Annotated in this window: 19 protein-coding genes; 7 read left to right on the top strand and 12 right to left on the bottom strand. The window is 61.3% G+C overall.

Annotated features, from left to right (window positions below; genetic code table 11):
- Positions 1-65: 65 nt before the first annotated feature.
- On the top strand, positions 66-1,094 hold the full coding sequence (locus BLU26_RS04075; protein ID WP_092284108.1) for a quinone-dependent dihydroorotate dehydrogenase: 1,029 nt from the start codon (positions 66-68) through the stop codon (positions 1,092-1,094).
- A 112-nt stretch (positions 1,095-1,206) separates the two neighbouring features.
- Here the strand turns inward: BLU26_RS04075 and rmf are convergent, their stop codons facing one another.
- Positions 1,207-1,422 carry a ribosome modulation factor gene (gene rmf, locus BLU26_RS04070; RefSeq protein ID WP_092284106.1) on the bottom strand — a complete coding sequence of 72 codons (216 nt, stop codon included), beginning with the start codon at positions 1,420-1,422 and terminating at the stop codon, positions 1,207-1,209.
- A gap of 264 nt (positions 1,423-1,686) precedes the next feature.
- Here rmf and rlmKL point away from each other — a divergent pair, with 264 nt between their 5' ends.
- Positions 1,687-3,876: a bifunctional 23S rRNA (guanine(2069)-N(7))-methyltransferase RlmK/23S rRNA (guanine(2445)-N(2))-methyltransferase RlmL gene (gene rlmKL, locus BLU26_RS04065; protein ID WP_092284104.1), complete on the top strand. Its 2,190-nt coding sequence runs from the start codon at positions 1,687-1,689 to the stop codon at positions 3,874-3,876.
- 87 nt (positions 3,877-3,963) lie between these two features.
- Here the strand turns inward: rlmKL and BLU26_RS04060 are convergent, their stop codons facing one another.
- Complete coding sequence (locus BLU26_RS04060) at positions 3,964-5,073, bottom strand: Zn-dependent alcohol dehydrogenase (RefSeq protein ID WP_092284102.1); 1,110 nt, start codon at positions 5,071-5,073, stop codon at positions 3,964-3,966.
- Positions 5,074-5,676: 603 nt separating this feature from the next.
- Between BLU26_RS04060 and BLU26_RS04055 the strand changes: the two genes are divergently transcribed.
- Genes BLU26_RS04055 through BLU26_RS04040 form a run of 4 tightly spaced genes read left to right on the top strand, consistent with a single transcriptional unit; the run spans position 5,677 to position 14,546 of the window.
- Positions 5,677-6,924 carry an efflux RND transporter periplasmic adaptor subunit gene (locus BLU26_RS04055; RefSeq protein WP_092284100.1) on the top strand — a complete coding sequence of 416 codons (1,248 nt, stop codon included), beginning with the start codon at positions 5,677-5,679 and terminating at the stop codon, positions 6,922-6,924.
- A gap of 10 nt (positions 6,925-6,934) precedes the next feature.
- The gene (locus tag BLU26_RS04050; RefSeq protein ID WP_092284098.1) at positions 6,935-10,009 is read left to right on the top strand and encodes a multidrug efflux RND transporter permease subunit; all 3,075 of its coding nucleotides are present in this window, start codon (positions 6,935-6,937) and stop codon (positions 10,007-10,009) included.
- Positions 10,006-13,110 carry an efflux RND transporter permease subunit gene (locus BLU26_RS04045; RefSeq protein WP_092284096.1) on the top strand — a complete coding sequence of 1,035 codons (3,105 nt, stop codon included), beginning with the start codon at positions 10,006-10,008 and terminating at the stop codon, positions 13,108-13,110. The genes BLU26_RS04050 and BLU26_RS04045 overlap by 4 nt, the downstream gene beginning before the upstream one ends.
- 14 nt (positions 13,111-13,124) lie before the next feature.
- Positions 13,125-14,546 carry an efflux transporter outer membrane subunit gene (locus tag BLU26_RS04040; protein ID WP_092284094.1) on the top strand — a complete coding sequence of 474 codons (1,422 nt, stop codon included), beginning with the start codon at positions 13,125-13,127 and terminating at the stop codon, positions 14,544-14,546.
- Between the two features lie 46 nt (positions 14,547-14,592).
- On the opposite strand, the gene BLU26_RS04035 is transcribed toward BLU26_RS04040, so the two are convergent.
- The 6 genes from BLU26_RS04035 to panB all read right to left on the bottom strand — a co-directional run bounded on the left by BLU26_RS04035 (position 14,593) and on the right by panB (position 18,347).
- Complete coding sequence (locus BLU26_RS04035; RefSeq protein WP_092288353.1) at positions 14,593-15,204, bottom strand: LysE family translocator; 612 nt, start codon at positions 15,202-15,204, stop codon at positions 14,593-14,595.
- Between the two features lie 116 nt (positions 15,205-15,320).
- Positions 15,321-15,737, bottom strand: a complete 417-nt coding sequence (locus BLU26_RS04030; protein WP_092284092.1) for a GFA family protein — start codon at positions 15,735-15,737, stop codon at positions 15,321-15,323.
- A 14-nt stretch (positions 15,738-15,751) separates the two neighbouring features.
- Positions 15,752-16,447 carry an aspartate/glutamate racemase family protein gene (locus BLU26_RS04025; protein WP_092284090.1) on the bottom strand — a complete coding sequence of 232 codons (696 nt, stop codon included), beginning with the start codon at positions 16,445-16,447 and terminating at the stop codon, positions 15,752-15,754.
- A 115-nt stretch (positions 16,448-16,562) separates the two neighbouring features.
- Positions 16,563-16,802: a hypothetical protein gene (locus BLU26_RS04020; RefSeq protein ID WP_092284088.1), complete on the bottom strand. Its 240-nt coding sequence runs from the start codon at positions 16,800-16,802 to the stop codon at positions 16,563-16,565.
- Between the two features lie 78 nt (positions 16,803-16,880).
- The gene (locus BLU26_RS04015; protein ID WP_092284086.1) at positions 16,881-17,402 is read right to left on the bottom strand and encodes a hypothetical protein; all 522 of its coding nucleotides are present in this window, start codon (positions 17,400-17,402) and stop codon (positions 16,881-16,883) included.
- Between the two features lie 159 nt (positions 17,403-17,561).
- A complete protein-coding gene (panB, locus tag BLU26_RS04010; protein WP_092284084.1) occupies positions 17,562-18,347 on the bottom strand; it encodes a 3-methyl-2-oxobutanoate hydroxymethyltransferase in 786 nt (261 codons plus the stop codon).
- A gap of 412 nt (positions 18,348-18,759) precedes the next feature.
- Here panB and rarD point away from each other — a divergent pair, with 412 nt between their 5' ends.
- On the top strand, positions 18,760-19,671 hold the full coding sequence (gene rarD, locus BLU26_RS04005) for an EamA family transporter RarD (protein WP_092284082.1): 912 nt from the start codon (positions 18,760-18,762) through the stop codon (positions 19,669-19,671).
- Positions 19,672-19,817: 146 nt separating this feature from the next.
- Here rarD and BLU26_RS04000 read toward each other — a convergent pair whose 3' ends face one another.
- The 4 genes from BLU26_RS04000 to BLU26_RS03985 form a co-directional block, all read right to left on the bottom strand.
- Positions 19,818-20,198, bottom strand: a complete 381-nt coding sequence (locus BLU26_RS04000) for a carboxymuconolactone decarboxylase family protein (protein ID WP_092284080.1) — start codon at positions 20,196-20,198, stop codon at positions 19,818-19,820.
- Positions 20,199-20,256: 58 nt separating this feature from the next.
- The gene (locus tag BLU26_RS03995; RefSeq protein ID WP_092284078.1) at positions 20,257-20,616 is read right to left on the bottom strand and encodes a MerR family transcriptional regulator; all 360 of its coding nucleotides are present in this window, start codon (positions 20,614-20,616) and stop codon (positions 20,257-20,259) included.
- Between the two features lie 79 nt (positions 20,617-20,695).
- The gene (blaOXA, locus tag BLU26_RS03990) at positions 20,696-21,484 is read right to left on the bottom strand and encodes a class D beta-lactamase (RefSeq protein WP_092284076.1); all 789 of its coding nucleotides are present in this window, start codon (positions 21,482-21,484) and stop codon (positions 20,696-20,698) included.
- Positions 21,485-21,557: 73 nt separating this feature from the next.
- Entirely contained in the window at positions 21,558-22,046 is a 489-nt protein-coding gene (locus BLU26_RS03985) for a GFA family protein (RefSeq protein WP_092288352.1), read from the bottom strand.
- Positions 22,047-22,285: the final 239 nt, after the last annotated feature.

The following is a 22,285-nucleotide window of genomic DNA, read 5'->3' as shown; positions in this document are numbered from 1 at the left end:
TGCTGAATCCTCGGGCATAACCCTTTATACTCTGCAGCCTGATTTCACTGCCCAGGCCCGCGCCCATGTACGACCTGCTTCGCTCCCTGATGTTCAAACTGCCCGCTGAAACCTCCCACGATCTGGCTCTGGATCTGATTGGCGCTGCCGGGCGGTTGCGGCTGGCCGACAAACTGGTGCGCCCGGTGCCGCCCCAGCCGGTCGAAGTTATGGGGCTGACCTTCGACAATCCGGTCGGCCTGGCCGCCGGGCTGGACAAGAACGCCGTGGCGGTTGATGGCCTGGCGGCCATGGGCTTCGGCTCCATCGAGGTAGGTACCGTCACACCTAAGCCGCAACCGGGTAACCCCAAGCCACGCCTGTTTCGCCTGGCCGAGCACGAGGCCATCATCAACCGCTTCGGTTTCAACAACCAGGGCGTAGACGCCATGCTCGAACGTCTGGCGGCGGTGAAATATCAGGGCGTGTTGGGTATCAACATTGGCAAGAATGCAGCTACCCCGGTCGAGAACGCGGTAGATGATTACCTCTACTGCCTGCGCAAGGTCTACAGCCGCGCCAGCTATGTCACGGTCAACCTGTCCTCACCCAATACCCCCGGCCTGCGCACCCTGCAATACGGTGATTCGCTGAAGCAGCTGCTGGCGCAGATCAAGACCTGCCAGCTGCAGTTGAGCGAGCGGCACGGCCGCTATGTGCCGATTGCGATCAAGATTGCCCCCGACATGACCGCGGAAGAGGTGAGCCTGGTGGCTGTTACCCTGCTGGAGCAGGGCATGGACGCGGTGATAGCGACCAATACCACGCTGGATCGCAGCGCGGTGGCGGACTCAACCTTTGCCGAAGAGGCCGGCGGTCTTTCTGGCGCGCCGCTGACCGACGTTTCCACCCAGGTGGTACGTCTGCTGGCGCAGGAGCTCAAGGGGCGTATGCCGATCATCGGCGTAGGCGGTATTTTCAGCGGCGCCGATGCTGCCGACAAGATCGCGGCAGGCGCCAGTCTGGTACAGCTCTATAGTGGCTTTATCTATCGCGGCCCGGGTTTGATTCGGGAATGTGCCGAGGCGATTGCGACCTTGCCACGCGTTGAGTGACGTCGTCGGGGGGCTGAAATAGGCAGCCCCCGCAAGCGGGGGCCGGGTGGGCCTTCGCGAGGCCCGGCGCTCTGGGTGAGCGCCTTGGGGAAAATTGAAAAAGAGAGAAAGCTTAACCTACCGCGTGCATTTCGTTTAAACGGTGTACACCGGAGATGCCGGTGTAACCGGCCCAATGATCCGCGCGTCCTTCACGCCAACCATTGATCCAATTCTGTCTGGCACTGGCACTGTTGAAAGGGCAACTGTCTTGAGATTTGCCATGTACTCCATTTTGGTAACCGCGCAAAAACGCTCGTTCCATCGGATCACGCTTGAGTCTTCTCATAGGGTTGAGTCCTCGTTGGGTATGACATACCAGACGGCACATGCCGTGCGGGAAGGTGTGCGAACCAGTAACTGACTGGTTGCACCAGAGGGAAGCCAGCTAACATGTAGTAAAAGGCTGGCCGCCGAATCCGTGTTGCTGATCAAGTCATAGCTTGTTGTACCCTACCGGAGGTGCCTCCTCCAAAGAACGAATTGGCATACCGCGGCTTATATTTAGCCGCCCTTGAAATATAAACGTCATCATCTGCCGGAAATCAACGACATGCGCGAGACCCTTGAATTTTTTGTTACCTGTCCGAAAGGCGTGGAGGGTCTGCTGCGTGACGAAGTGCTCGCGCTGGGCGCTGATTCTGCCCGTGAAACCGTTACCGGCATCGAAGTGCAGGGCGACAGGGAGCTGGCTTACCGTATCTGTTTGTGGTCGCGGCTGGCCAACCGGGTGCTGATGGTGCTCAGCCGTTTTCCGGCGGAAAGCGCGCAGCAGATGTATGACGGTATCCAGCAAATCGATTGGGCTGCGCACCTGCGCGCCGATGGCAGTCTTGCCATCGACTTTACCGGCAGCCTGCCGGGCATCGACAACACCCACTTTGGCGCACTCAAGGTCAAGGATGCGATTGTTGATCAGCTACGCCAGGCCGATGGTACGCGGCCCAGCGTTGAGAAGGTGCAGCCTGATCTGCGCATCAACGTGCATTGCCGTCGCAGCGAGGTGCAGGTGGCGCTGGATCTGTCCGGTGTCAGCCTGCATCAGCGCGGCTACCGTTTGCAGCAGGGCGCGGCGCCCCTGAAAGAAAATTTGGCAGCGGCCATTCTGATCCGCAGCGGCTGGCCGAAACTGGCGGAAGAGGGCGCAGCGCTGGCCGACCCCATGTGCGGCTCCGGCACCTTTCTGGTGGAGGCGGCGCTGATGGCCGCCGATGTCGCGCCCAATCTGCAGCGCGAGCGCTGGGGCTTCAGTCGCTGGCTACAACACATACCCAGCATGTGGGAGCGCTTGCTCAATGAGGCGCGCTATCGCGCGGAAAAAGGCCTGGCCAAACCGCCAGCCTGGATTCGCGGCTATGAAGCTGACCCGCGTCTACTGCAGCCAGTGCGCAACAACATTCAACGCGCTGGCGTGACCGAGTGGGTGAAGGTCTATCAGGGCGAGCTGGCGACCTTTGCGCCCAGCCCGGATCGCGGGCAGCAGGGGCTGATCGTGTGCAATCCGCCCTACGGCGAACGGCTCGGCGATACCGCCAGCCTGGTTTATCTGTATCAGAAGTTGGGTGAGGTGCTGCGCGAGCAGTGCGTTGGTTGGCAGGCGGCGATTTTTACCGGCAACCAGGACCTGGGCAAGCGCATGGGCATTCGCAGCCACAAACAGTACAACCTGTTCAATGGCGCCTTGCCGTGCAAGCTGCTGCTGATGGACCTGGCGCCAGAGCGCTTCATCACCCAGGCGGCGGCGCCGCAAACGCAAAAACAGACTGAGCAGGGTACCGCCGCACCGGTGACGACCGCACGCCTCAGTGAGTCGGCACAGATGTTCGCCAATCGCTTGAAGAAGAACCTCAAGCTGTTGGGCAAATGGGCGCGGCAGCAGGATATTCAGTGCTACCGCCTTTACGACGCTGATATGCCCGAATTCTCCGTTGCCGTTGACGTATACGCCGATTGGGTACACGTGCAGGAATATGCTGCGCCCGCCAGCATCGACGAAGACAAGGCGCAGGCGCGCCTGCAGGACGTGTTATCGGCCATCCCGCAGGTGCTGGATATTCCGCAAAGCCAGGTGGTGCTCAAGCAGCGCCAGCGGCAAACCGGCAAGCAGCAGTATCAGCGCATGGCGCAGCGCGGCGAGTTCATGACTGTGCACGAAGGGCAGGTGAAACTGCTGGTCAATCTGACCGATTACCTGGACACCGGCCTGTTTCTCGATCACCGGCCGATTCGCCTGCGCATCGCCCAGGAGGCGCGCGGCAAGCGCTTCCTCAACCTGTTCTGCTACACCGCAACGGCCAGCGTACACGCGGCCGCAGGCGGCGCGCGTTCGACTACCAGTGTGGATCTGTCCAAGACGTATCTCGACTGGGCACGGCGTAACCTGTCCTTGAATGGCCTCTCGGAGCTGCACAAATTGGAGCGCGCCGATGTGATGGAGTGGCTGGCGCAGGAGCAGCAAAGCTACGATCTGATCTTCATTGATCCGCCGACCTTCTCCAACTCCAAACGCCTGGACGATGTGTTCGATGTGCAGCGCGACCATCCAAAATTGCTGGAACTGGCGATGGCACGCCTGGCACCGGGCGGGATGATTTACTTCTCCAACAATTTCCGGCGCTTCCGTATGGACGACGCGGTGGCGGCGGCCTATCAGGTCGAGGATATTTCCGCACAAACGCTGGACAAGGACTTTCAGCGCAACACCAAAATTCACAAAACCTGGCGCATAACCCGCCGCGCCTAGACCTTACTGCGCAGGCAATAAAAAACCCGACCAGCAGAACAGCGGGTCGGGTTTTTTCTGTCGGCAGCTTACTGCCAGAGAAGCGCCTTATTCAAAGACGATCACGCCACGGGCGTTTTTGCCATCCAGCATATCGGCGAAGGCTTGCGCAGCATCGTCGATGTTGTAGGTCTGGGTGACCAGCTCATCCAGTTTCAGGCGGTTGGCCTTGTACAGGTTGAGAATCCGCGGGAAGTCATACTGCGGACGCGCCGAGCCCAGCCAGCTGCCCTTGAGCGTGCGCTCATCGGCGGGCAGGGTGAAGGTATTGATGGAGGTGGTGTCCTTGCCATCGGCAACACCTACAACCACTACAGTCCCGGCACGGCCGAGCGCCTTGAACGCCTGCTCGACTACCTTGCCGTTGCCGACGCACTCGAAGGCGTAATCCACACCGCCACCGCTGAGCTTCTTGATCGCCTTGGAAACGTCATCGACCTCGGTGATATTGACGGTATGCGTCGCGCCAAACTCCTTGGCCATTTCCAGCTTGGCGGCGTTGGTGTCTACCGCGATGACCATCTCGGCACCCGCTGTTACACAACCCTGAATGGCGTTCAGACCCACACCGCCAATACCGAATACCGCTGCACGCGAGCCGGGCTCCAGCTGCGCCGTGTTGAATACCGAGCCTACGCCGGTAATGACTGCACAACCCACCAGGGCAGCACTGGACATGGGCACGTCGTCATCGATCTTCACACAGTTGTCGACGTGCAGGGTGGCGTACTCGGCCATGACGCCGCAGGCGCCAAACACGTTGAGGTCTTCGCCGTCCTTGCCGTGGGTGCGCACGGTGCCGTCGGGCAGGGTGACCATCGACTTGCGCGCGTTCTCGCAAAGGACCGGGCGGCCGCGTACGCAGTTGCGGCACTTGCCGCACATGGTGATGAAGGTGCTGACCACGTAGTCGCCTTCCTTGAGCGCGGTAACGCCTTCACCGACGTCAACCACCACGCCGGCCGCTTCATGACCGAGTACCAGCGGCGCCGGGTAAGGAATCTTGCCGGTGGTGGCGGAATGATCACTGTGGCAAACGCCACAGGCGGCCACCTTGATGGTGACTTCGCCGCGCTTGGGTCCATCCACGGTGATGGTTTCCACTTGAATGGGTTGGCCCCATTCCCGACAAACGACGGCTTTTGCCTGACGACTCATTGTTCTTCTCCTTTCATCTGCTGATTACTGGCTTGGCTATAGTGTTCGTGTGGTGCTGAAACCTGTCTTATCTCACCCTGGCATGCAACGCTGGCCAGCCACCAAAGTGAATTATTTTACGTTATTGGCTCGCAATATTACTAAAACGAATTTTGTTTACTACGCAGCTGGTTCTCGGCACGCAGGAGGCTGGTGGAGTTAAGCACGGTAAAGATTGTCCCTGCCCGGCACCGGCTAGGGCAAGACGAAAATGACATGGCAGACAGGATATAGATTGTTCGTTATGGGTAATCATTTACGTTTATAGGAATTGAATGCTAGAGCGCGGTAGCGACGGCTGTCAAAGAGTCTACTAGAGCATGGTGCTCATGGACGACGAATGCCTGCTTGTGCGAGCAAATGATAATAACTATCATTTGCTCGCTCTCGGCGCGCTGCTCTATCTCGAGCCTGTGGCGGTAATGCCCGGTAAAGGAAAAGTAATGTAAAGCCAAGGTAAAGGTATGTAAATTCGGTACAGCTCTTTGATGAGCTCCTCTAAAGTCAGCGTTCTCACGTTGTTCGCCCACTGCCACACGCGCTGTACACCCGGATATTGATCTCATGGCCCACGCATTTTCTTTTCGCCGTCACGGCAAACTGCTGATTCTGGTTGTCGGCGTCATTGCCGTACTGCTGTTCGCCTGGTACCAGTTTGGCCGTGAGCCAGCACCGACTCAGGCCGAGAGCTGGCGGCGCATGGGGTGGGACGCGCCGGCCGTGGTACGTGCCGAGCCCGCCACCCTGGGTAGCCTGGAAGTACAGATCAAATCCATTGGCACGGTGACGCCGCTGAATACCGTGGTGGTACGCAGCCGAGTAGATGGCGTGCTCGACCGCGTGGCGTTTGCTGAGGGCGCGGCGGTAGAGCAGGGCGAACTGCTGGCTGAAGTTGATCCACGCCCGTACAAAACGCAGCTGGAGCAGGCCGAGGGTCAACTGCAGCAGAACCGTGCCACGCTGGAAAACGCCCGTGCCGACCTGCAACTGTATGAAAAGCTCTGGGAGCAGGATTCCATCGCTCGCCAGCAACTGAGCGATCAACGCGCGCTGGTCAAGGAGCTTGACGGTACCCTCCGCGCGAACCAGGCGCAGGTGGAGGATGCGCAGCTGCAGCTGTCCTGGACACGGATCGAAGCGCCGCTGGCTGGCAAACTGGGCTTGCGCCGGGTGGACCCGGGCAACCTGGTTTCCAGCGGTGATACCGAAGGGCTGGTGACCATCACGCAGATGCAGCCGATAGCGGTGAACTTTACCGTCCCCGAGATTGAGCTGCAGGCGCTGCGCAGCGCCTTTCAAGGCGAAGGCAAACTGCAGGTGGAAGCCCTGGATCGCAGCGAGCGCCAGGTGCTGGCAACCGGCGAGCTGACCACGCTGGATAACCAGATCGATACCACTACCGGTACCTTGCGGGTGCGCGCCCGGTTCGAGAACGACGACAGCGCGCTCTTCCCGAATCAATTCGTTAATGTGCGTCTGCGTCTGAACACCCTGGCAGACGTTGTCACCATTCCGGCTGACGCCGTGCAGTTTGGTACCGACCGCAACTACGTGTATGTCATCAACGATGGCAAGGCGTACATCCGCGAAGTGGTGCTGGGCGCTGCAGCCAATGATCGCGTAGCCGTGACCAGTGGCCTGGAAGCCGGCGAGCTGGTGGTGCTCGAAGGGCTTGATCGCCTGCGCGACGGCAAGCAGGTGACGATTCCCGGCGCCGAGCCTGCTGCCGAGTCTGACGTCACGCCCGAGGGGCCCGCCGGCGGGCGACCGGCCAGCGGTGAGCGCCGCGGTCCGCCACGCGCCGGCAATTGAGCCAGCGACCATGAAGAATCTTTCCGCTCCCTTCATCCTGCGGCCGGTCGCCACCTCGCTGCTGATGCTGGCGTTTCTGGCCGCCGGGCTGATTGCCTGGCGGATGTTGCCGGTGGCCGCGTTGCCGCAGGTGGATTACCCCATCATTCAGGTGTTCACCTTCCAGCCGGGCGCCAGCCCCGAGGTCACAGCGCGGACCATTACCGCGCCGCTGGAACGCCATCTGGGGCAGATACCCGGGTTGAAACAAATGTCGTCCACCAGCTCCGGTGGCGCCTCGGTGATTACCCTGCAGTTCGCGCTGGATGAGGATCTGGGGGTGGCCGAGCAGGAAGTGCAGGCGGCCATGAACACCGCGGAGAGTCTGCTGCCCAGCGATCTGCCAACGCCGCCGATCTACCGCAAGGTGAACCCCGCCGATGCGCCCATTCTTACCCTGGCGATAACCTCCAACAGCTTGCCGCTGCCGCAGGTCCACGACCTGGTCGATACCCGCATGGCGCAGAAGCTAGCCCAGCTCTCGGGTGTGGGTATGGTGAGTCTGGCGGGCGGTCAGCGTCCGGCGCTTAGGGTACTGGTCAACCCGCGCGCACTGGCGTCCTACGGCCTGAGCCTGGACAGCGTGCGTCAGACCATCGCCGCGACCAACGTCAACCAGCCCAAGGGCAGTTTTGATGGCCCAACGCGCAGCACCATGCTGGATGCCAACGATCAGATTCGCTCGGTCGAGGATTACCGCAAGCTGATCGTTACCTGGGTAGATGGCGCGCCGCTGCGTCTGGGTGATGTGGCGACCATCGTCGATGGCGCCGAAGACCGCTTTCTGGCTGCCTGGGCCAACGGCGCACCAGCGGTGCTGCTGAACGTGCAGCGCCAGCCCGGTGCCAACGTAATCGAAGTGGCCGACCGGGTGCGCGAGCTGCTCCCGCAGCTGACCGCCAGTTTGCCCGCCGCAGTGGATGTGCAGGTGCTGACCGACCGTACCCACAGTATTCGCGCCTCGGTACGCGATACCCAGAAAGAGCTGGTATTTGCCATCTTCCTGGTGGTGCTGGTGACCCTGGTATTCCTGCGTAACCTGCAGGCGACCTTCATCCCCAGTATCGCCGTGCCCTTGTCGCTGGTGGGCACCTTCGCCTTCATGTATCTGATGAACTTCTCGGTCAACAACCTGACGCTGATGGCGCTCACCATCGCTACCGGTTTTGTCGTGGACGATGCCATCGTCATGCTGGAGAACGTGGCGCGCCATCGCGAGATGGGTGAAACGCCGATGCAGGCCGCGCTCAAGGGCGCTTCGGAAATTGGCTTTACGCTGATGTCACTGACCTTTTCGCTGGTGGCGGTGCTGATTCCGCTGCTGTTCATGCCGGATGTGGTAGGGCGGCTGTTCCACGAATTTGCCATTACGCTCGCGGTCGCCATCGTTATCTCGCTGGTGGTATCGCTCACGCTGACACCCATGATGTGCGCGCGGATGCTGAAACGTCCGCCACAGGAACATAAGGACGACCTGCTGCAACGGGTGATCGAACGATATGGCCGGGGCCTGGACTGGGTGCTGGCACGCCAGGGGCCAACGCTGCTGGTGATGCTGGCGACTATCGTGCTCAGCGGTCTGCTGTACCTGGCGGTGAACAAGGACTTCTTCCCCGTGCAGGACAGCAACGTGATTCAGGTGGTCACCGAGGCGCCGCAGGATATTTCCTTTACCGCCATGGCCGAGCGGCAGCAGAACCTGGCCAAGGCACTGATGGAAGATGCGGGCGTGGAGAGTATCTCGTCTTTCATCGGCGTGGACGGTACCAACGTCACTATCAACAGCGGTCGCCTGCTGATCAACCTGCCGCCGCACAGTGAGCGCAGCGAAAGCCTGTTTGAGGTAATGGAGCGGCTGCGCGAGCGCAGTGCTCAGGTCTCCGGTATTACCGCCTGGTTTCAGCCGGTGCAGGAGCTGAGCATTGAGGACCGGGTGAGCCGCACGCAGTACCAGTTCAGCCTGACCAGCCTGGACAGCGACGAACTGCACAACTGGGTACCGCAGATGATTGCGGCGCTGAGCGCGCGTCCCGAGCTGGCCGACGTAGCGTCTGATCTGCAGCAGCGGGGCATGGAAGCCTATGTGGACATCGACCGCGACGCCGCCGCGCGACTGGGGCTGGATGTCACCGATATTGCCGACACGCTGTACAACGCCTTTGGCCAGCGGCAGATTGCGACGCTCTTTACCCAGTCGAACCAGTACCGGGTGATCATGGAGGTCGATCCGCAGTTTGCCGGCACGCCGGAAAGCCTGAGTCAGGTGTACCTGACCAGTGCGGATGGCAACCCGATTCCGCTGGCCAGCGTCGCCAGCGTGCATCAGCGCCGCGCCGCGCTGCTGATCAACCACCAGGGTCAGTTCCCGGCGGCCACGGTCTCGTTCAACCTGGCACCCGGCGCCTCGCTGGGTGAAGCGGTAGATGCCATCGAGCAGGTGCAGGCTGAGCTGCAGCTGCCTGCTGCCATCGAATTGCGTTTCCAGGGCGCGGCAGAGGCCTTTCGCAGCTCGCTGGCCAATACCCTGTGGCTGATTCTGGCGGCGGTACTGACCATGTACATCGTGCTGGGCGTGCTGTACGAGAGCACCATTCACCCCATCACCATTCTCTCGACCTTGCCCTCGGCCACCCTCGGTGCGCTGTTGGCATTGCTGCTGACCGACCGCGCGCTGGATATGATTTCGGTGGTCGGTATCGTGCTGCTGATTGGCCTGGTCAAGAAAAACGGCATCATGATGGTCGACTTTGCCCTGGATGCGCAGCGCAATCTGGGCCTGAGCCCGCGTGAGGCGATTCACCGCGCGGCGCTGCTGCGTTTTCGGCCGATTCTGATGACTACCCTGGCGGCGCTGTTTGGCGCCTTGCCGTTGATGTTTGCCAGCGGTTCGGGTGCGGAGCTGCGTCAGCCGCTGGGTGTGGTCATGGTCGGCGGCCTGTTGGTCAATCAGGTACTGACCTTGTTCACCACCCCCGTGGTGTACCTGTTCTTCGATCGGCTGACGCGCAAGCAGGATGCCGGCGAGCCGGTAGAGGCCGCGCATTGAGCGCCGTTAATACCTTCATTCAGCGCCCGGTCGGTATCTCGCTGCTGGCGTTGGCGCTGGTGCTCTGCGGCGCACTGTGTTGGCGCCTGCTGCCGGTGGCGCCACTGCCGCAGCTGGATATCCCCATGATCGTGGTGACCGCCAGCTTGCCAGGCGCCAGCCCCGAGAGTATGGCCACCACGGTGGCCACGCCAATGGAGCGGGCGCTGGGGAGTATTTCCGGGGTTACGGCCATTTCGTCATCCAGCAGCCAGGGCAGCACCCAGGTGGCCCTGACCTTCGAGCTGGAACGCGACCTGAACGAAGCCGCGCGCGAGGTGCAGGCCGCCATCAACGCGGTACGCGGCGACCTGCCGGCCGGCATGCCGGGTAACCCGCAGTACGTGAAGATCGACCCTTCCCAGGCGCCCATCATGGGCCTGGCGCTGAGTTCGCCGAATCTGGCGTCCAGCGAGTTGTACGACATAGGCGCGACCATTCTGGCGCAGAAACTGGCGCAGATCTCCGGCGTTGGTGAAGTGACCGTTGATGGCGCCTCCTTGCCGGCGGTGCGGATGCAGATTGACGCCGGCGCGCTGCTGCATTACGGCCTTTCGCTGGATGAGGTGCGTAACGCCATCTCGCGCAGCAACGCGCTGCGGCCCATGGGCGTGATCGAAGAGGGCGCGCATCGCTGGCAGGTGCAAACCAGTGATGCGCTGCGCACGGCCAAGGCCTACCGCGAACTGGTGGTGCGCTATGACGAGGGCGCCGTGGTGCGGCTGGGAGATGTGGCCGAGGTCACCGACTCGGTCGAGAACCGCTACAGCAGCGGCTTTCACAATGATCGCCCCGCGGTAATCCTGAACATCAGCCGGCAGAGCGGCGCCAATATTGTCGAGACCATCGACAACATCTACGACCGCCTGCCGCAATTGCTGGTGTTGCTGCCGGCCGATGCTGAGCTGTCGGTGATCATGGACCGCTCGCCAGTGATCCGCGCCACCCTGCGCGAGGCACAGATTTCGCTGCTGCTGGCGGCCTTGCTGGTGGTCGTAGTGGTCTGGTTGTTTCTGGGTAACTTTCGCGCTGCGCTGATTCCCTCAGCGGCCATTCCGGTGTCGCTGATCGGCAGCTTCGTGGTCATGTATTTCTGGGGCTTCTCGCTCAACAATCTGTCGTTGATGGCGCTCATCGTGGGTGCCGGACTGGTAGTGGATGACGCCATTGTGGTGCTGGAAAACGTGCAGCGGCACATGGCTAATGGCTTGTCGCCGCAGCAGGCCGCCGCGCGCAGCGCGCGCGAGCTGAGCTTCACGCTGATCGCCATGACCCTGGCACTGGCGGTGGTCTTTGCCTCCATCCTGCTTCTCGGCGGCCTGGTAAAGCAGCTGTTCGAAGAGTTCTCGATCACCCTGATTGCTGCCATGCTGATTTCGCTGCTGGTGTCGCTGACGCTGACGCCCAGCCTCTGCGCCCATTGGTTGCAGCGGCGCGGCGCTCATGTTGTGGGGCAGGGGCAAGGTCAGGGCGACGAGGTCAGGTCTGAGTCGCTGTTTGCCGGTCTGCAGCGGGGCTATGCTCGCTCGTTGAGCTGGACACTCGATCACCGCCCACTGGCCTTGCTCACGCTGCTGGGCGCGATTCTGGCCAGCGGCTATCTGTTGTTCAACTTGCCGGAGGAGTCGCTGCCGCAGCAGGATACCGGCCAGATTCGCGGCTTTATTCGCGGCGACGATGGTCTCTCGTTTCAGGTCATGCAGCCCAAGATCGAAGCCTACCGGCAGTACATCCTGTCCGACCCGGCGGTACAGGATCTGACCGGCACCAGCGGCGGTAACGGCGGCCTGACCAACGCGCAACTGGCGATCCGCCTGAAGCCGCTGGCTGAGCGCAAACTGTCGTCCCAGCAGGTGATTGATCGGCTGCGCGCCAACGCGCCGGCGGTGCCGGGCGTGATGATGTACCTGATGGCCGATCAGGATCTGCATTTCCGCGGCCCTTTCGGTAACAGTGAGAATGAAGTGGTGCTGCGCTCCGACTCGCTGGAGGCGCTGAAGGTCTGGGCGCGCCGTGTAGCGCAGGCGATGGAGCAGAGCCCGCTACTGACCGATGTCGACAACGTTGATGGCGATGAAACCCGGCAGATGGTGCTGACTATCGACCGTGAGGCTGCCCGCCGCCTGGGCGTAGACATGCAGACCATCGCCTCGGTGCTCAACAACTCGTTTTCGCAGCGTCAGGTGGCAACGCTGTATGACGAGTTGAACCAGTACCGCGTCGTGATGGAGCTGGCGCCGCGTTACACCGAACGCCCGGCAGTACTCGATCAGCTGGAAGTGCTGACCAGTGACGGCCAGCGGGTGCCTTTTACCAGCTTTGCCACCTGGGACTACGGCATGGCCGAAGATCGGGTGCGTCACGAAGGGCAGTTCGCTTCCATGGGCATCGGCTATTCCTTGGCGCCCGAGGTGACCGAAGGCGAGGCCGATGCTGCCATCGAGCAGATACTCAACGAGGTCATGCTGCCCAGCGAGGTACATCAGGCGCCGCCGTCGCCGAACGATTTTGGCAATGCACTGAATGATCCCTGGGCATTTGTTGCCGTCTTGCTGGCCGTTTATCTGGTGCTCGGTGTGCTTTATGAAAGCACCCTGCATCCGCTGACGATTCTCTCCACCTTGCCGCCGGCCGGGTTGGGCGCCTTGCTGGCCTTGCAGTTGGGCGGGCAGAGCCTCAGCCTGATTGCCATGCTCGGGCTGTTTCTGTTGATCGGCATTGTGATGAAAAACGCCATCATGATGATCGACTTCGCACTGGACCTGCAGCGCCGCGAAGGTCTGACTCCACAGCAGGGCATTCACCGCGCAGCCTTGCTGCGCCTGCGCCCGATCCTGATGACCAACATGGCCGGCATGCTGGGCGCCGTGCCGCTGATCCTTGGTTTTGGCGAGGGCGCGGAGATGCGTCGGCCGCTGGGGATCACCATTTTTGGCGGCTTGGCGCTGAGCCAGTTGCTCACGCTTTACACCACGCCCGCGGTCTACCTGTATCTGGAAAACCTGCGTCAGCGCTGGCTCAAGCGCGGCGCGGCCGCCGAACAATCCGACTCATCTACCTGACTGGCGCGTAATCGATGAAATGCCTACCACTGCCTACCCTCGTCATCCTTGCGGCCACGCTTGCCGCCGGTTGCACCATGGGGCCGGACTATGTCAAACCCGCCACCGTGCCGGTACAGCAACTCAAGTACGATGCGGGCTGGCAGCCGCTGCCGGCGCAAAGCTGGGCTCAGAGTGGCGAGTGGTGGCGGGCGTTTGGCGACGCGCAACTTACCGCGTTGGTGCAGGAAGCCAATACAAATAACCAGACGTTGGCGCAGGCTGAAGCACGTTACCGCGCTGCATTGGCCCAGCGGCGGCTGGCGCGCGCCGACTACAGCCCCACGCTGAGCGCTGCCGTGGACGCCGCGCGCAGCAGCAGTGATGAGGTGATCGGCGAAAGCAGTAGCGCGCGCTTGGGCATCAGTTGGGAGCTGGATCTCTGGGGTAGGGTGCGGCGTCAGGTGGAGGCCAGTACCGCGCAGCTGGACGCAAGTGCCGCCGATCTGGCGGCGGCGCGGCTGTCGATTCAATTGGCGGTAGTGAACAGCTACATCAATCTGCGTGCGCTGGACGTGCAGTACCGCATTCTCAGACAAACCATGGATTCCTTCACGCGTTCGACCCAGCTTACGCGCAATCAGTACGACGCCGGCATAGTGTCGCGCGCTGACGTGATTCAGGCTGAAACCCAGTTGCAATCGCTGCGCAGTGATCTCTACGATCTGGAAAATCAGCGCGCCATTGAAGAAAACACCATCGCCGCGTTGCAGGGCAAACCACCGGTAGCCTTCGACCTGCTGCGGCAGGACGTGCTGCCCGCCGTGCCGGCGATTCCTGCGCAGCTGCCCGGCGAGCTGATTGCCCGGCGCCCGGACGTGGTCGCTGCGGAACGCAACGTGGCAGCGGCCAACGCACAGATCGGCGTGGCCATTACCGCCTGGTTGCCGACCCTCAGCCTGGATGCCAGTGGTGGAGTGAATGGACAGAACGTCAGTGACCTGTGGAATGCCCCGGTGCGTTTCTGGTCGGTCGGTCCTAGTCTGGCCCTCACCATCTTCGACGGCGGCCGCCGCAGCGCCGCAGAAGACGCCGCCGTCGCCAGTTACGACGAGCAGGCGGCGGCCTATCGCCAGATCGTACTCGACAGTCTGCGCGACGTGGAGAACGCCCTGGCCACCACCAGCATCCTGCGCGAGAAAGCCGTGCAGCAGGCCAGATTGGTCGAGTTGGCGGAGGAGAACGAGCGGGTAATTACCAACCGTTACCAGTCCGGTCTGATTTCCTATCTGGAAGTGGCAGTGGCGCAGAACACCACGCTCAACGCCAAGCGCACACAGGTGAACGTGACCGCCGCGCAACTGGCCGCCGCTGCAGAGCTGGCGGGTAGCATTGGCGGCAGTTGGCAGGTGGGTGACGATGTGGGTGATGCTGCCGAGCGACCGGAGCAGCCCTGAGCGGATCAACAGCCCTGAGCGCAGAGAGAACCCAGATGCAGCCAGGTTAGCGGCTGGTCGCGGCTAGCCCCAGCCCGAAACCCATGAAGGTGCCGCCGCCCAGGCGGTTGACCAGACGCCCACCGCTATCGGATGCCAGCCATTGCCGGGTGGTTCTGGCCAATGCGGCGTAGATCAGGTGAACCACCACCAGCACCACACTGTAGGTACACACCAGCAGGGCAAACTGGCCCACGTGAGCGCTGTCGTAAGTCACGAACTGCGGCAGGATAGAGAGGAAAAAGAACACCGCCTTGGGGTTGGTCAGCTGCAGGCCCAGGCCTTCGGCAAACTGGCGGGGCAAGGTACGGCGCCCGGCCGCGCGCAGTTCGATCACCGCTGGCGGCGCACGCCACAGCTTCACGCCCAGGTAGATCAGGTATGCAGCGCCAATGAATTTGAGCACGGTGAAGGCGACTGCCGAGGTCGCCAGCAAAATGCCCAACCCGGTAGCCGATACCCCGGCAATCAGAAAGGCGCCCACCGCCAAGCCAAGAATACCGCCAATGGCACCGCTCACACCGAAGCGGATGGCATTGGTCAGCGTCAGCAGGACGCCAGGGCCGGGGCTCATGACAGTGGCGACGGTGATGATCAGAAACAGCAGGTAAGCATCCATAGAGCGCTCTAACTCGACCTCGAAGCAGGTGCAGGATTGATTCTGCTCCCGCATCTTGTGGAAGCAAAGGTGTCGCCGCAAAAAATCTGCGTTAAGCGCCTTGGCACCGGCGCGCGCTACGGATCCTTCGGGAAAATCTCTGCCCCGTCGGGAAGGGCAAACCAATCCTGCTTCTCACTGACCCACACGTGCTTGGTCGGTTGAATAACGCGGGTATCCGACAGGTTGCTGGGTTTGAGCTTGATCAGCTCGGGCTGCTCAGGATTGACGTGATAGATACGGTTACCGCAGGTGCCACAGAAGGCCGCCGCGTTGGTGTTGCCGCTGTCTGCCACGCGGCTCCAGTGCTGCAAAGGGCCGCTGAAACGCAGATCGCTCGCCGGCACCAGTGCGGTGAGGCTGAAGGCGCTGGTGGACAGCTTCTGGCATTCCCGACAATGGCAGGCAATCACCGCCTGCGGTGGGGCCAGCAGCTGGTAGGTGACGCTGCCACATTGGCAAGCGCCCGAGAGGGGATAGCTGATGTCGGCCATGCTGGTTTCCTGGTCTATTGGCTGGCCAGCGCTTGAGTGACGGTGGCTGCCGCGTGGATGGCGGTGGTGTCATACAGGGGCACGTGGCTGTCGGCCTGCTGCACCAACAGGCCTATTTCGGTACAGCCGAGTATCACGCCCTGCGCGCCACGCTCGGCCAGCGCAGCAATAATCTGCAGATAAGCGCTGCGCGAGGCCTCCACCAGGTTGCCCAGGCACAGCTCCTCATAAATGATGCGATGCACTTCGGCGCGTTCAGCCGCATCGGGCACCAGTACCTCGATGCCTTGTGCCTCCAGCCGTTCGCGATAGAAGGCCTGCTCCATGGTAAAGGCCGTGCCCAGCAGGCCAACGCGGTTGATGTTTTGCTGCTTGAGCACCCTGGCAGTGGCATCAGCGATATGCAGCAGGGGAATAGTGATCTGCTGCTGTATTTCGGGCGCGACCTTGTGCATGGTATTGGTGGCAATCACCAGAAAGTCGGCGCCGGCCGCCTGCAGGGATTGCGCTGCCTGGCTCAATATTTGCGCCGCGGCAGCCCAGTCACCGCGCTGTTGCAGCGCCTCTAGTTCGGCGAAGTCCACGCTGTAGAGCACCAGCCTGGCGGAGTGCAGGCCGCCCAGCTGCTGTTTGATGCCCTGATTGATGGCGGCGTAGTAACTCTGGGTCGACTCCCAGCTCATGCCGCCGAGCAGGCCGATGGTTTGCATACGTGCTCCCTAGATATGTGCGCCCACGTGTTCGGCTCGCGCGTCAGCGACGAGCTTGCAGCCAGTCTAGCGCTGTAGCCAAGCAGACGAGCAGTACAGTTACCGAGTAGCAACGCTAGTCACCGCCGCCGCCATCGCCACCACCGTCGCTGCCGATACTCATGCCGCCGGTTTCGATTTCCAGCTCCTGCTCTGTGGAAACCCGCCCCCGTGGGAAGTAACGCCGGTTCAGCCATTCGACCAACGGAAAGACCATGGCGCCAATGAGGACGAGTGCAACGAAGCTATCCCCGGTGGGTGCAAACACCGCCCAGATAAGCAGGGTAGTGACCAGTGAAAGCAAATAGCGGTACATGATTCTTCCTTGATTCAGTGATGAAGCCTAGCTGGCAGTGAGCGAGAGTAGTCAATAACCCCAGGCCAAAAACTCCGCTTACAGCCGGGTCTCGCTAGCCGCATCCGGAATGTAAAAACCGTCCGGTACGCGGCGGACTTCGTAGCGGGTGCCGGTGGTCAGGCTATCGTAGACCATGTGGTCGTCGGTCAGACTGATAACGTTATAGGCGTCGTAGTTGTCAGCCTGGCGCGGGTCGGAAGGCGTAAAAACGTCGCCTTCCAGCCAGCCGCGAAAAAAGCCGAAGTAGATTGGCCCGGCCATGCCCCACTGGCCCAGCTCGGTACTGTTCTCGATACGCCCCCTTGCCGTGGTGCTGCGAAAGTCTACCTGGTAGGTGCCGTCGGCGTGGCGCTGGGTAATCCATTGTATGCGCTCGCCGTCTTCATCCATGCGATCGCCATACCAGCGCCCGACCATGGTATTCCAGGTGGTCTGACGCGCGTCTGCGCTGTCGCTATGCCAGTTCAGCTCCAGGGTTGGCAGGCTGATCTGGCCTGTCTCGTCGCGGCAACCGGCGAGGCTGCACAGCAGCAAGAGAATGATAAGGGTTCGCGACATGAATGCTCCTTGCGTAATGATCCTGGCGTGCAGCCGCGCTGCACACCAGGGCGGTGAACAACAGATCCTGTTGCAGAATAGCTGCTGGCAGAGCAAGGGAACAGAGCGGGCCAGCGCTGCTGCGCGGCTGGCAGCGCCCCGCCCACATGGGAGCCGGTCTCAGCGTTTGCCGGTGCCGGTGAACTGAATGATGTTATTCGGAAATTCCAGCGTCTCTACCTCGGCGGTAAAGTCGCGCGCCACCTTGACGATGGTATCGCTGACGTGGGCGTACTGCTTGGAGAACGGTGGCCAGTAGTCGCCCAGTCCCAGTGCATCGTTGATCACCAGTACCTGGCCGTCACACTCCGGGCCCGCGCCAATGCCGATGGTGGGAATACCCAAGGCCTGAGTGATCTGCCCGGCGAGGGTATAGGGGATGTGCTCCAGTACCACCATGAAGGCGCCGGATGCCTCGATCAACTTTGCCTCTTGCACAATGCGCTGCGCCTCGGCATCGGTGTTGCCGACCTTCTTGAACGAGGTGGCGGTTTGTGGCGTCAGCCCGGTATGGCCAACCACCGCGATGCCGTTATCCACCAGATGGCGGATAACCTCGGCCTTGGGGCCTTCCAGCTTGATGCTGTTGGCACCGGCGGCAATCAGGCGCTGCGCGCTGGCCAGCGCGGTTTGCGGATCGGTATCGGTCAGGTAGGGCAAATCGCCAATGATGTGTGTGTCGGGGGCACCACGGCGCACGGCGCCGATGTGGTACTCCATATGCTCCAGGGTCACATCACGGGTGCTTGCAAACCCCATCTCCACCATACCCACGGTGTCGCCCACCAGAATCACCGGAACGCCAGCCGCCTCGATGCCGCGGGCAACCGGGCAGGTGTAGGCAGTCAGCATGGTGATCGGCTTGTTGCCCTTGCGAGCAATAAAATCAGCTGCGTGCAGTGTCATGTGATGTCTCCCAATTAGCTGGAAACGACGCGGGATCACGTTGCCGCCCCTGCGCAAAACAGGCTGCGGGCAGAGCAGCAGGCCGCGTCGAGCTGTTGAAATACCAGTAAACGCAGGCGTGCTCAAGCATCATTGTTTGTGGTTATGCAGCTGCAGAGTGAGGATAAGCAGGAATGTTGCCCGCGGCACTGACCGAGCTTCCGGCAGACGTGCCGGCCAATGAAACGCTAGATGCTGCTTACTGTCTTCGGCGGGTCGCCTGTTGGCTATGCTGTCGACAGCGAGCGGCGCACTGGCCCTTGCGAGCGCAAAACCGCGCTAGCGTATCCGCGCGGTGATATTCATTTGGCCGCCACGCCTGGAGCGGTAGAATCGCCTGCGTTGTCGACACCCACCCTGAACCGAGCACCTGATGGCCATCAAACTGAATGAAAGCAGCCAGGGCATCGCCTTTGGTATTAGCGCCTACCTCATGTGGGGCTGCTTTCCGCTGTTCTTTGCCTTGTTCGACGGCGTACCAGCCTTTGAAATTCTGGTGCACCGGATTATCTGGTCCTGTGTTTTCCTTACCCTGCTGGTCAGTGTGTTGCGCCGCTGGGCGCCGGTAATGGCGGCCCTCAAGCAACCGGCGCGCCTGGGGCGGGTGCTGGGCTGTGCGGTGTTGATCGGGTTGAACTGGGGCGTCTACATTTACTCGATAGAAACCCACCACGTGCTGCAAGCGAGCCTGGGTTACTTTCTCACGCCGTTGGTCAACGTCGCGCTGGGTATGCTGATTCTGCGCGAGCGCCTCGCGCGCCTGCAGGGCATCGCCATTGCGCTGGCCGTGGCCGGCATACTGGTGCAGCTGGTGTTGCTGGGCAGTCTTCCCTGGATCGCGCTCGTATTGGCCCTGAGCTTTGGCACCTATGGTTTGCTGCGCAAACAAGTACTGCTGGACGGCTTGTCTGGCCTGTTTGTCGAGACCTTGCTGCTGTTGCCGCTGGCCTTGCTGGCGCTGGGCGCGCTGTCGCAAATGCAGCTGTCTCACTTCACTCAGGATGCGCGAACGCCAGTGCTGCTGGTAGCCAGCGGTGTGGTTACCGCGATTCCGCTACTGGCGTTCGCCGGCGCGGCGCGGCGTTTACGCCTGGCGACGCTGGGCTTTCTCATGTACATCAACCCCAGCATTCAGTTCCTGATCGCCGTATTCGTTTTCAAGGAGAGCATCAGCGCGCCGCAACTGGCCAGCTTCGTACTGATCTGGCTGGCGTTGCTGCTGTATTCCTGGTCTGCCTGGCAAGGTATGCAGCGTGCAAACCGGCGCCTAGCAGCCGAAGATTGAACGGCTCTCGTGGCGTAAAGTCCATGCGCTGGTGCTCGGGCTGGCCGAGCTTGCTCCCGGCCGGCGGCGGTGCGGTTACCTCTGATGATCCAGATGTAGCTCGACCGCTTACGCTCAAGTGCACAGCATTGCGCTGCTGGCGGAGGTCATAGCAAAGCACGCTCTGCCAGCACCTCCTTCACCACAAACATAGCGTTCAATGCTGCCGGAAAGCCGGCGTATACCGCCATCTGCAGCACGGTTTCCTTGATCTCATCCGGCGTGCAGCCAATGTTCAAGGCCGCGTTCACATGTACTTTCAGCTGTGGCGCGCAGTGCCCCAGCGCGGTCAGCGCCGCGACTGTGGCGATTTCACGTGATTTGAGGTCCAGGCCCGGCCTGGCGTAGATGTCGCCGAAGGGAAACTCAATGATGTACCTGGCCAGATCAGGGCAAACGTCTTTCAGGCTATCAATGACGCTGTGGCCGGCTTCGCCGTCTATTGCTGTCAGGTTCTGCAAACCTGTCTGGTATCTGCTCGTGCTCATGCTACTGCTCCCATACGCTAGGTGATCAGTCACGATGCCGCTTTGAGTAAGCTCTAAGTCAAGCGCTACCGACAAGCGCCTGGTAGTGGCGGATCTTGGCGTCCAACGCTTGCAGATGCAGTTGCTCCCGCTCGATTTTGAGCTTCAGTGCATCGCGGTGGGTCGCCAACATGCGTTGACGCTCGGCCAGGGTGCCATCGCCCTCAAGCCTGAGCGCGGCATACTTGAGTATGCCTTCCAGCGGCATGCCGGTTTCTTTCAGCCGAGTGACAAAGTTGATCCACTCCAGGTCCCTGGCTGTGAAGGCGCGGTGCCCGCTGCTATTGCGCTGAATACGCGGTAGCACGCCGATCTTTTCGTAGTAGCGCAGAGTGTGCGCCGAGAGCCCGGATCGCACGGAGAACTCGCTCACGTTCATTCTATGAATCCTCGCCTAACACTTTGTTTGTAGGTGTTTTTAGTGAGATCTTGGCAGCCAAATAAAGCTCGCAGAGTAGTCAGTGTGCAGCAGGCAGCGCATTGATTGAGCGCAGCAGTGCACGGGTGATGTCTTCACGCTTGTGCAGGTCTTCCAGCCGGTTTGGCGTGTCGATATTAAGCGCAAAAAACACAGGCCCCTCGGGCCATTCCACCCAGCCGACCCACCAGCCATAGCGACCCTCCCAGCCGGTTTTGGCACGCAGGATCCAGTTACGCTCGGCCTGCACAATCATCAGATCTTTGGTCAGCCGTTGGTGCGCTATCTTGAACGGCAGCTGATTACGGTACAGCTGCTGCAAAAAAGCAATTTGCTCTTCGGCAGAGATTGCCAGCTTGCCATCAATCCAGTAATCGCCGGCGTCCACCGAAGGGTCGGCATTGCCGTAGTTCAGCTGCTGGAGATAGGCGCGGGCCTTGGGCTCGCCGATAGCGCTGGCAAAGCCGCGATACACCCACACAGTAGAATGGCGCATGGCCGAGCGCAGGGTCTGATCCTGATTGTGGCCAGCGTAGCTGTGCTGGGTGCCATGCCAGGGGAAGACCTGAAACTCGTCCTTCACCGCGCCCGCATCCAGGGCCATCAGCGTATGCGGAATCTTGAACGTTGAGGCGGGGGAGAAGCGCTGCGCTGCGCGCTCGGGGTTATGCACCCAGGTGGCTTTGCCTGGTATGCGTTCATCCACCACGATTATGGTGCCGACGGCATCCTGCGCGGCGAATTCGGCTGCCCAGTCGGCACGTTCCCGCTCGGCGGCGTGCAGTGGCAGGGCGAGGAAGAACAGCAGGTATAGCGTCAGTCTTGGCATGGTTGCGCGGTTTTGAAAGGCATGTATGGTGCGCCAAAAACAGAGACGCGATGAATCCGCATGGCAGTGCGCCCTAGCTGCTTAACCCCAGCCGCTGGTGCCATTCGGCCAGGGATTCGTCGGGGTATACCTCAAACAACTTGTCATTCGGAGCGGCCTGTACTTTAACCCAGGGCGCTTTTGAGCCAAGCATCAAATGCGTACGCTCCGGCGGCACCGGCAGGGGTGTATCAATGGCCGAGGCCAGCGGGTGCACCAGCTCTGGCCAGTTCGGGTCCCAAAGCCAGAGCGCGCTGCCGCACTCCACACAAAAGTGTCGTTGCCCCGAGCTTAATCGCTGCTCGCCGGTATCCGCGTCGGTGATCGTGGCTTGATAGACCTTCACATGCTCCATGCCCTCTACCTTGAGCGTCCGGTAATCGCCACCGAGGTTGATCGCGTAGCCACCACCGCCCGCCGTCTTGCGGCAAATGGAGCAGTAGCACAGGTTGAACGGGTAGGGCTGCGCGGACTCCAGTGAGAAGTGAACGCGGCCACAGTGGCATGAGCCTTTGAGATGCATGGGTACCTCCGGTTGCTGGTGCAGCCGGCGAAATGCCATGCGAAGTTTCAGGCTGCTTGAACAGTGATCACCAAAGTCGCCCTGGGTTCAGTCGGCATGACGACTGGCTGGGCAGACATTGCCGGGTTCGCCGCAGAGCGCTGGTTACCAATGGCGCTCGCGGTCCCCCGTAGCGCACAGCCGTAGCCTGTAGGCCAGCTGATCGCAGGCAGATCAACGCCATGTCGCTACCGCAAAGC

Source organism: Halopseudomonas sabulinigri (assembly GCF_900105255.1).
GTDB classification, from domain to species: domain Bacteria; phylum Pseudomonadota; class Gammaproteobacteria; order Pseudomonadales; family Pseudomonadaceae; genus Halopseudomonas; species Halopseudomonas sabulinigri.
The sequence above is the reverse complement of the archived record's forward strand: the minus strand, read 5'-3'. Positions and strand labels throughout refer to the sequence as shown.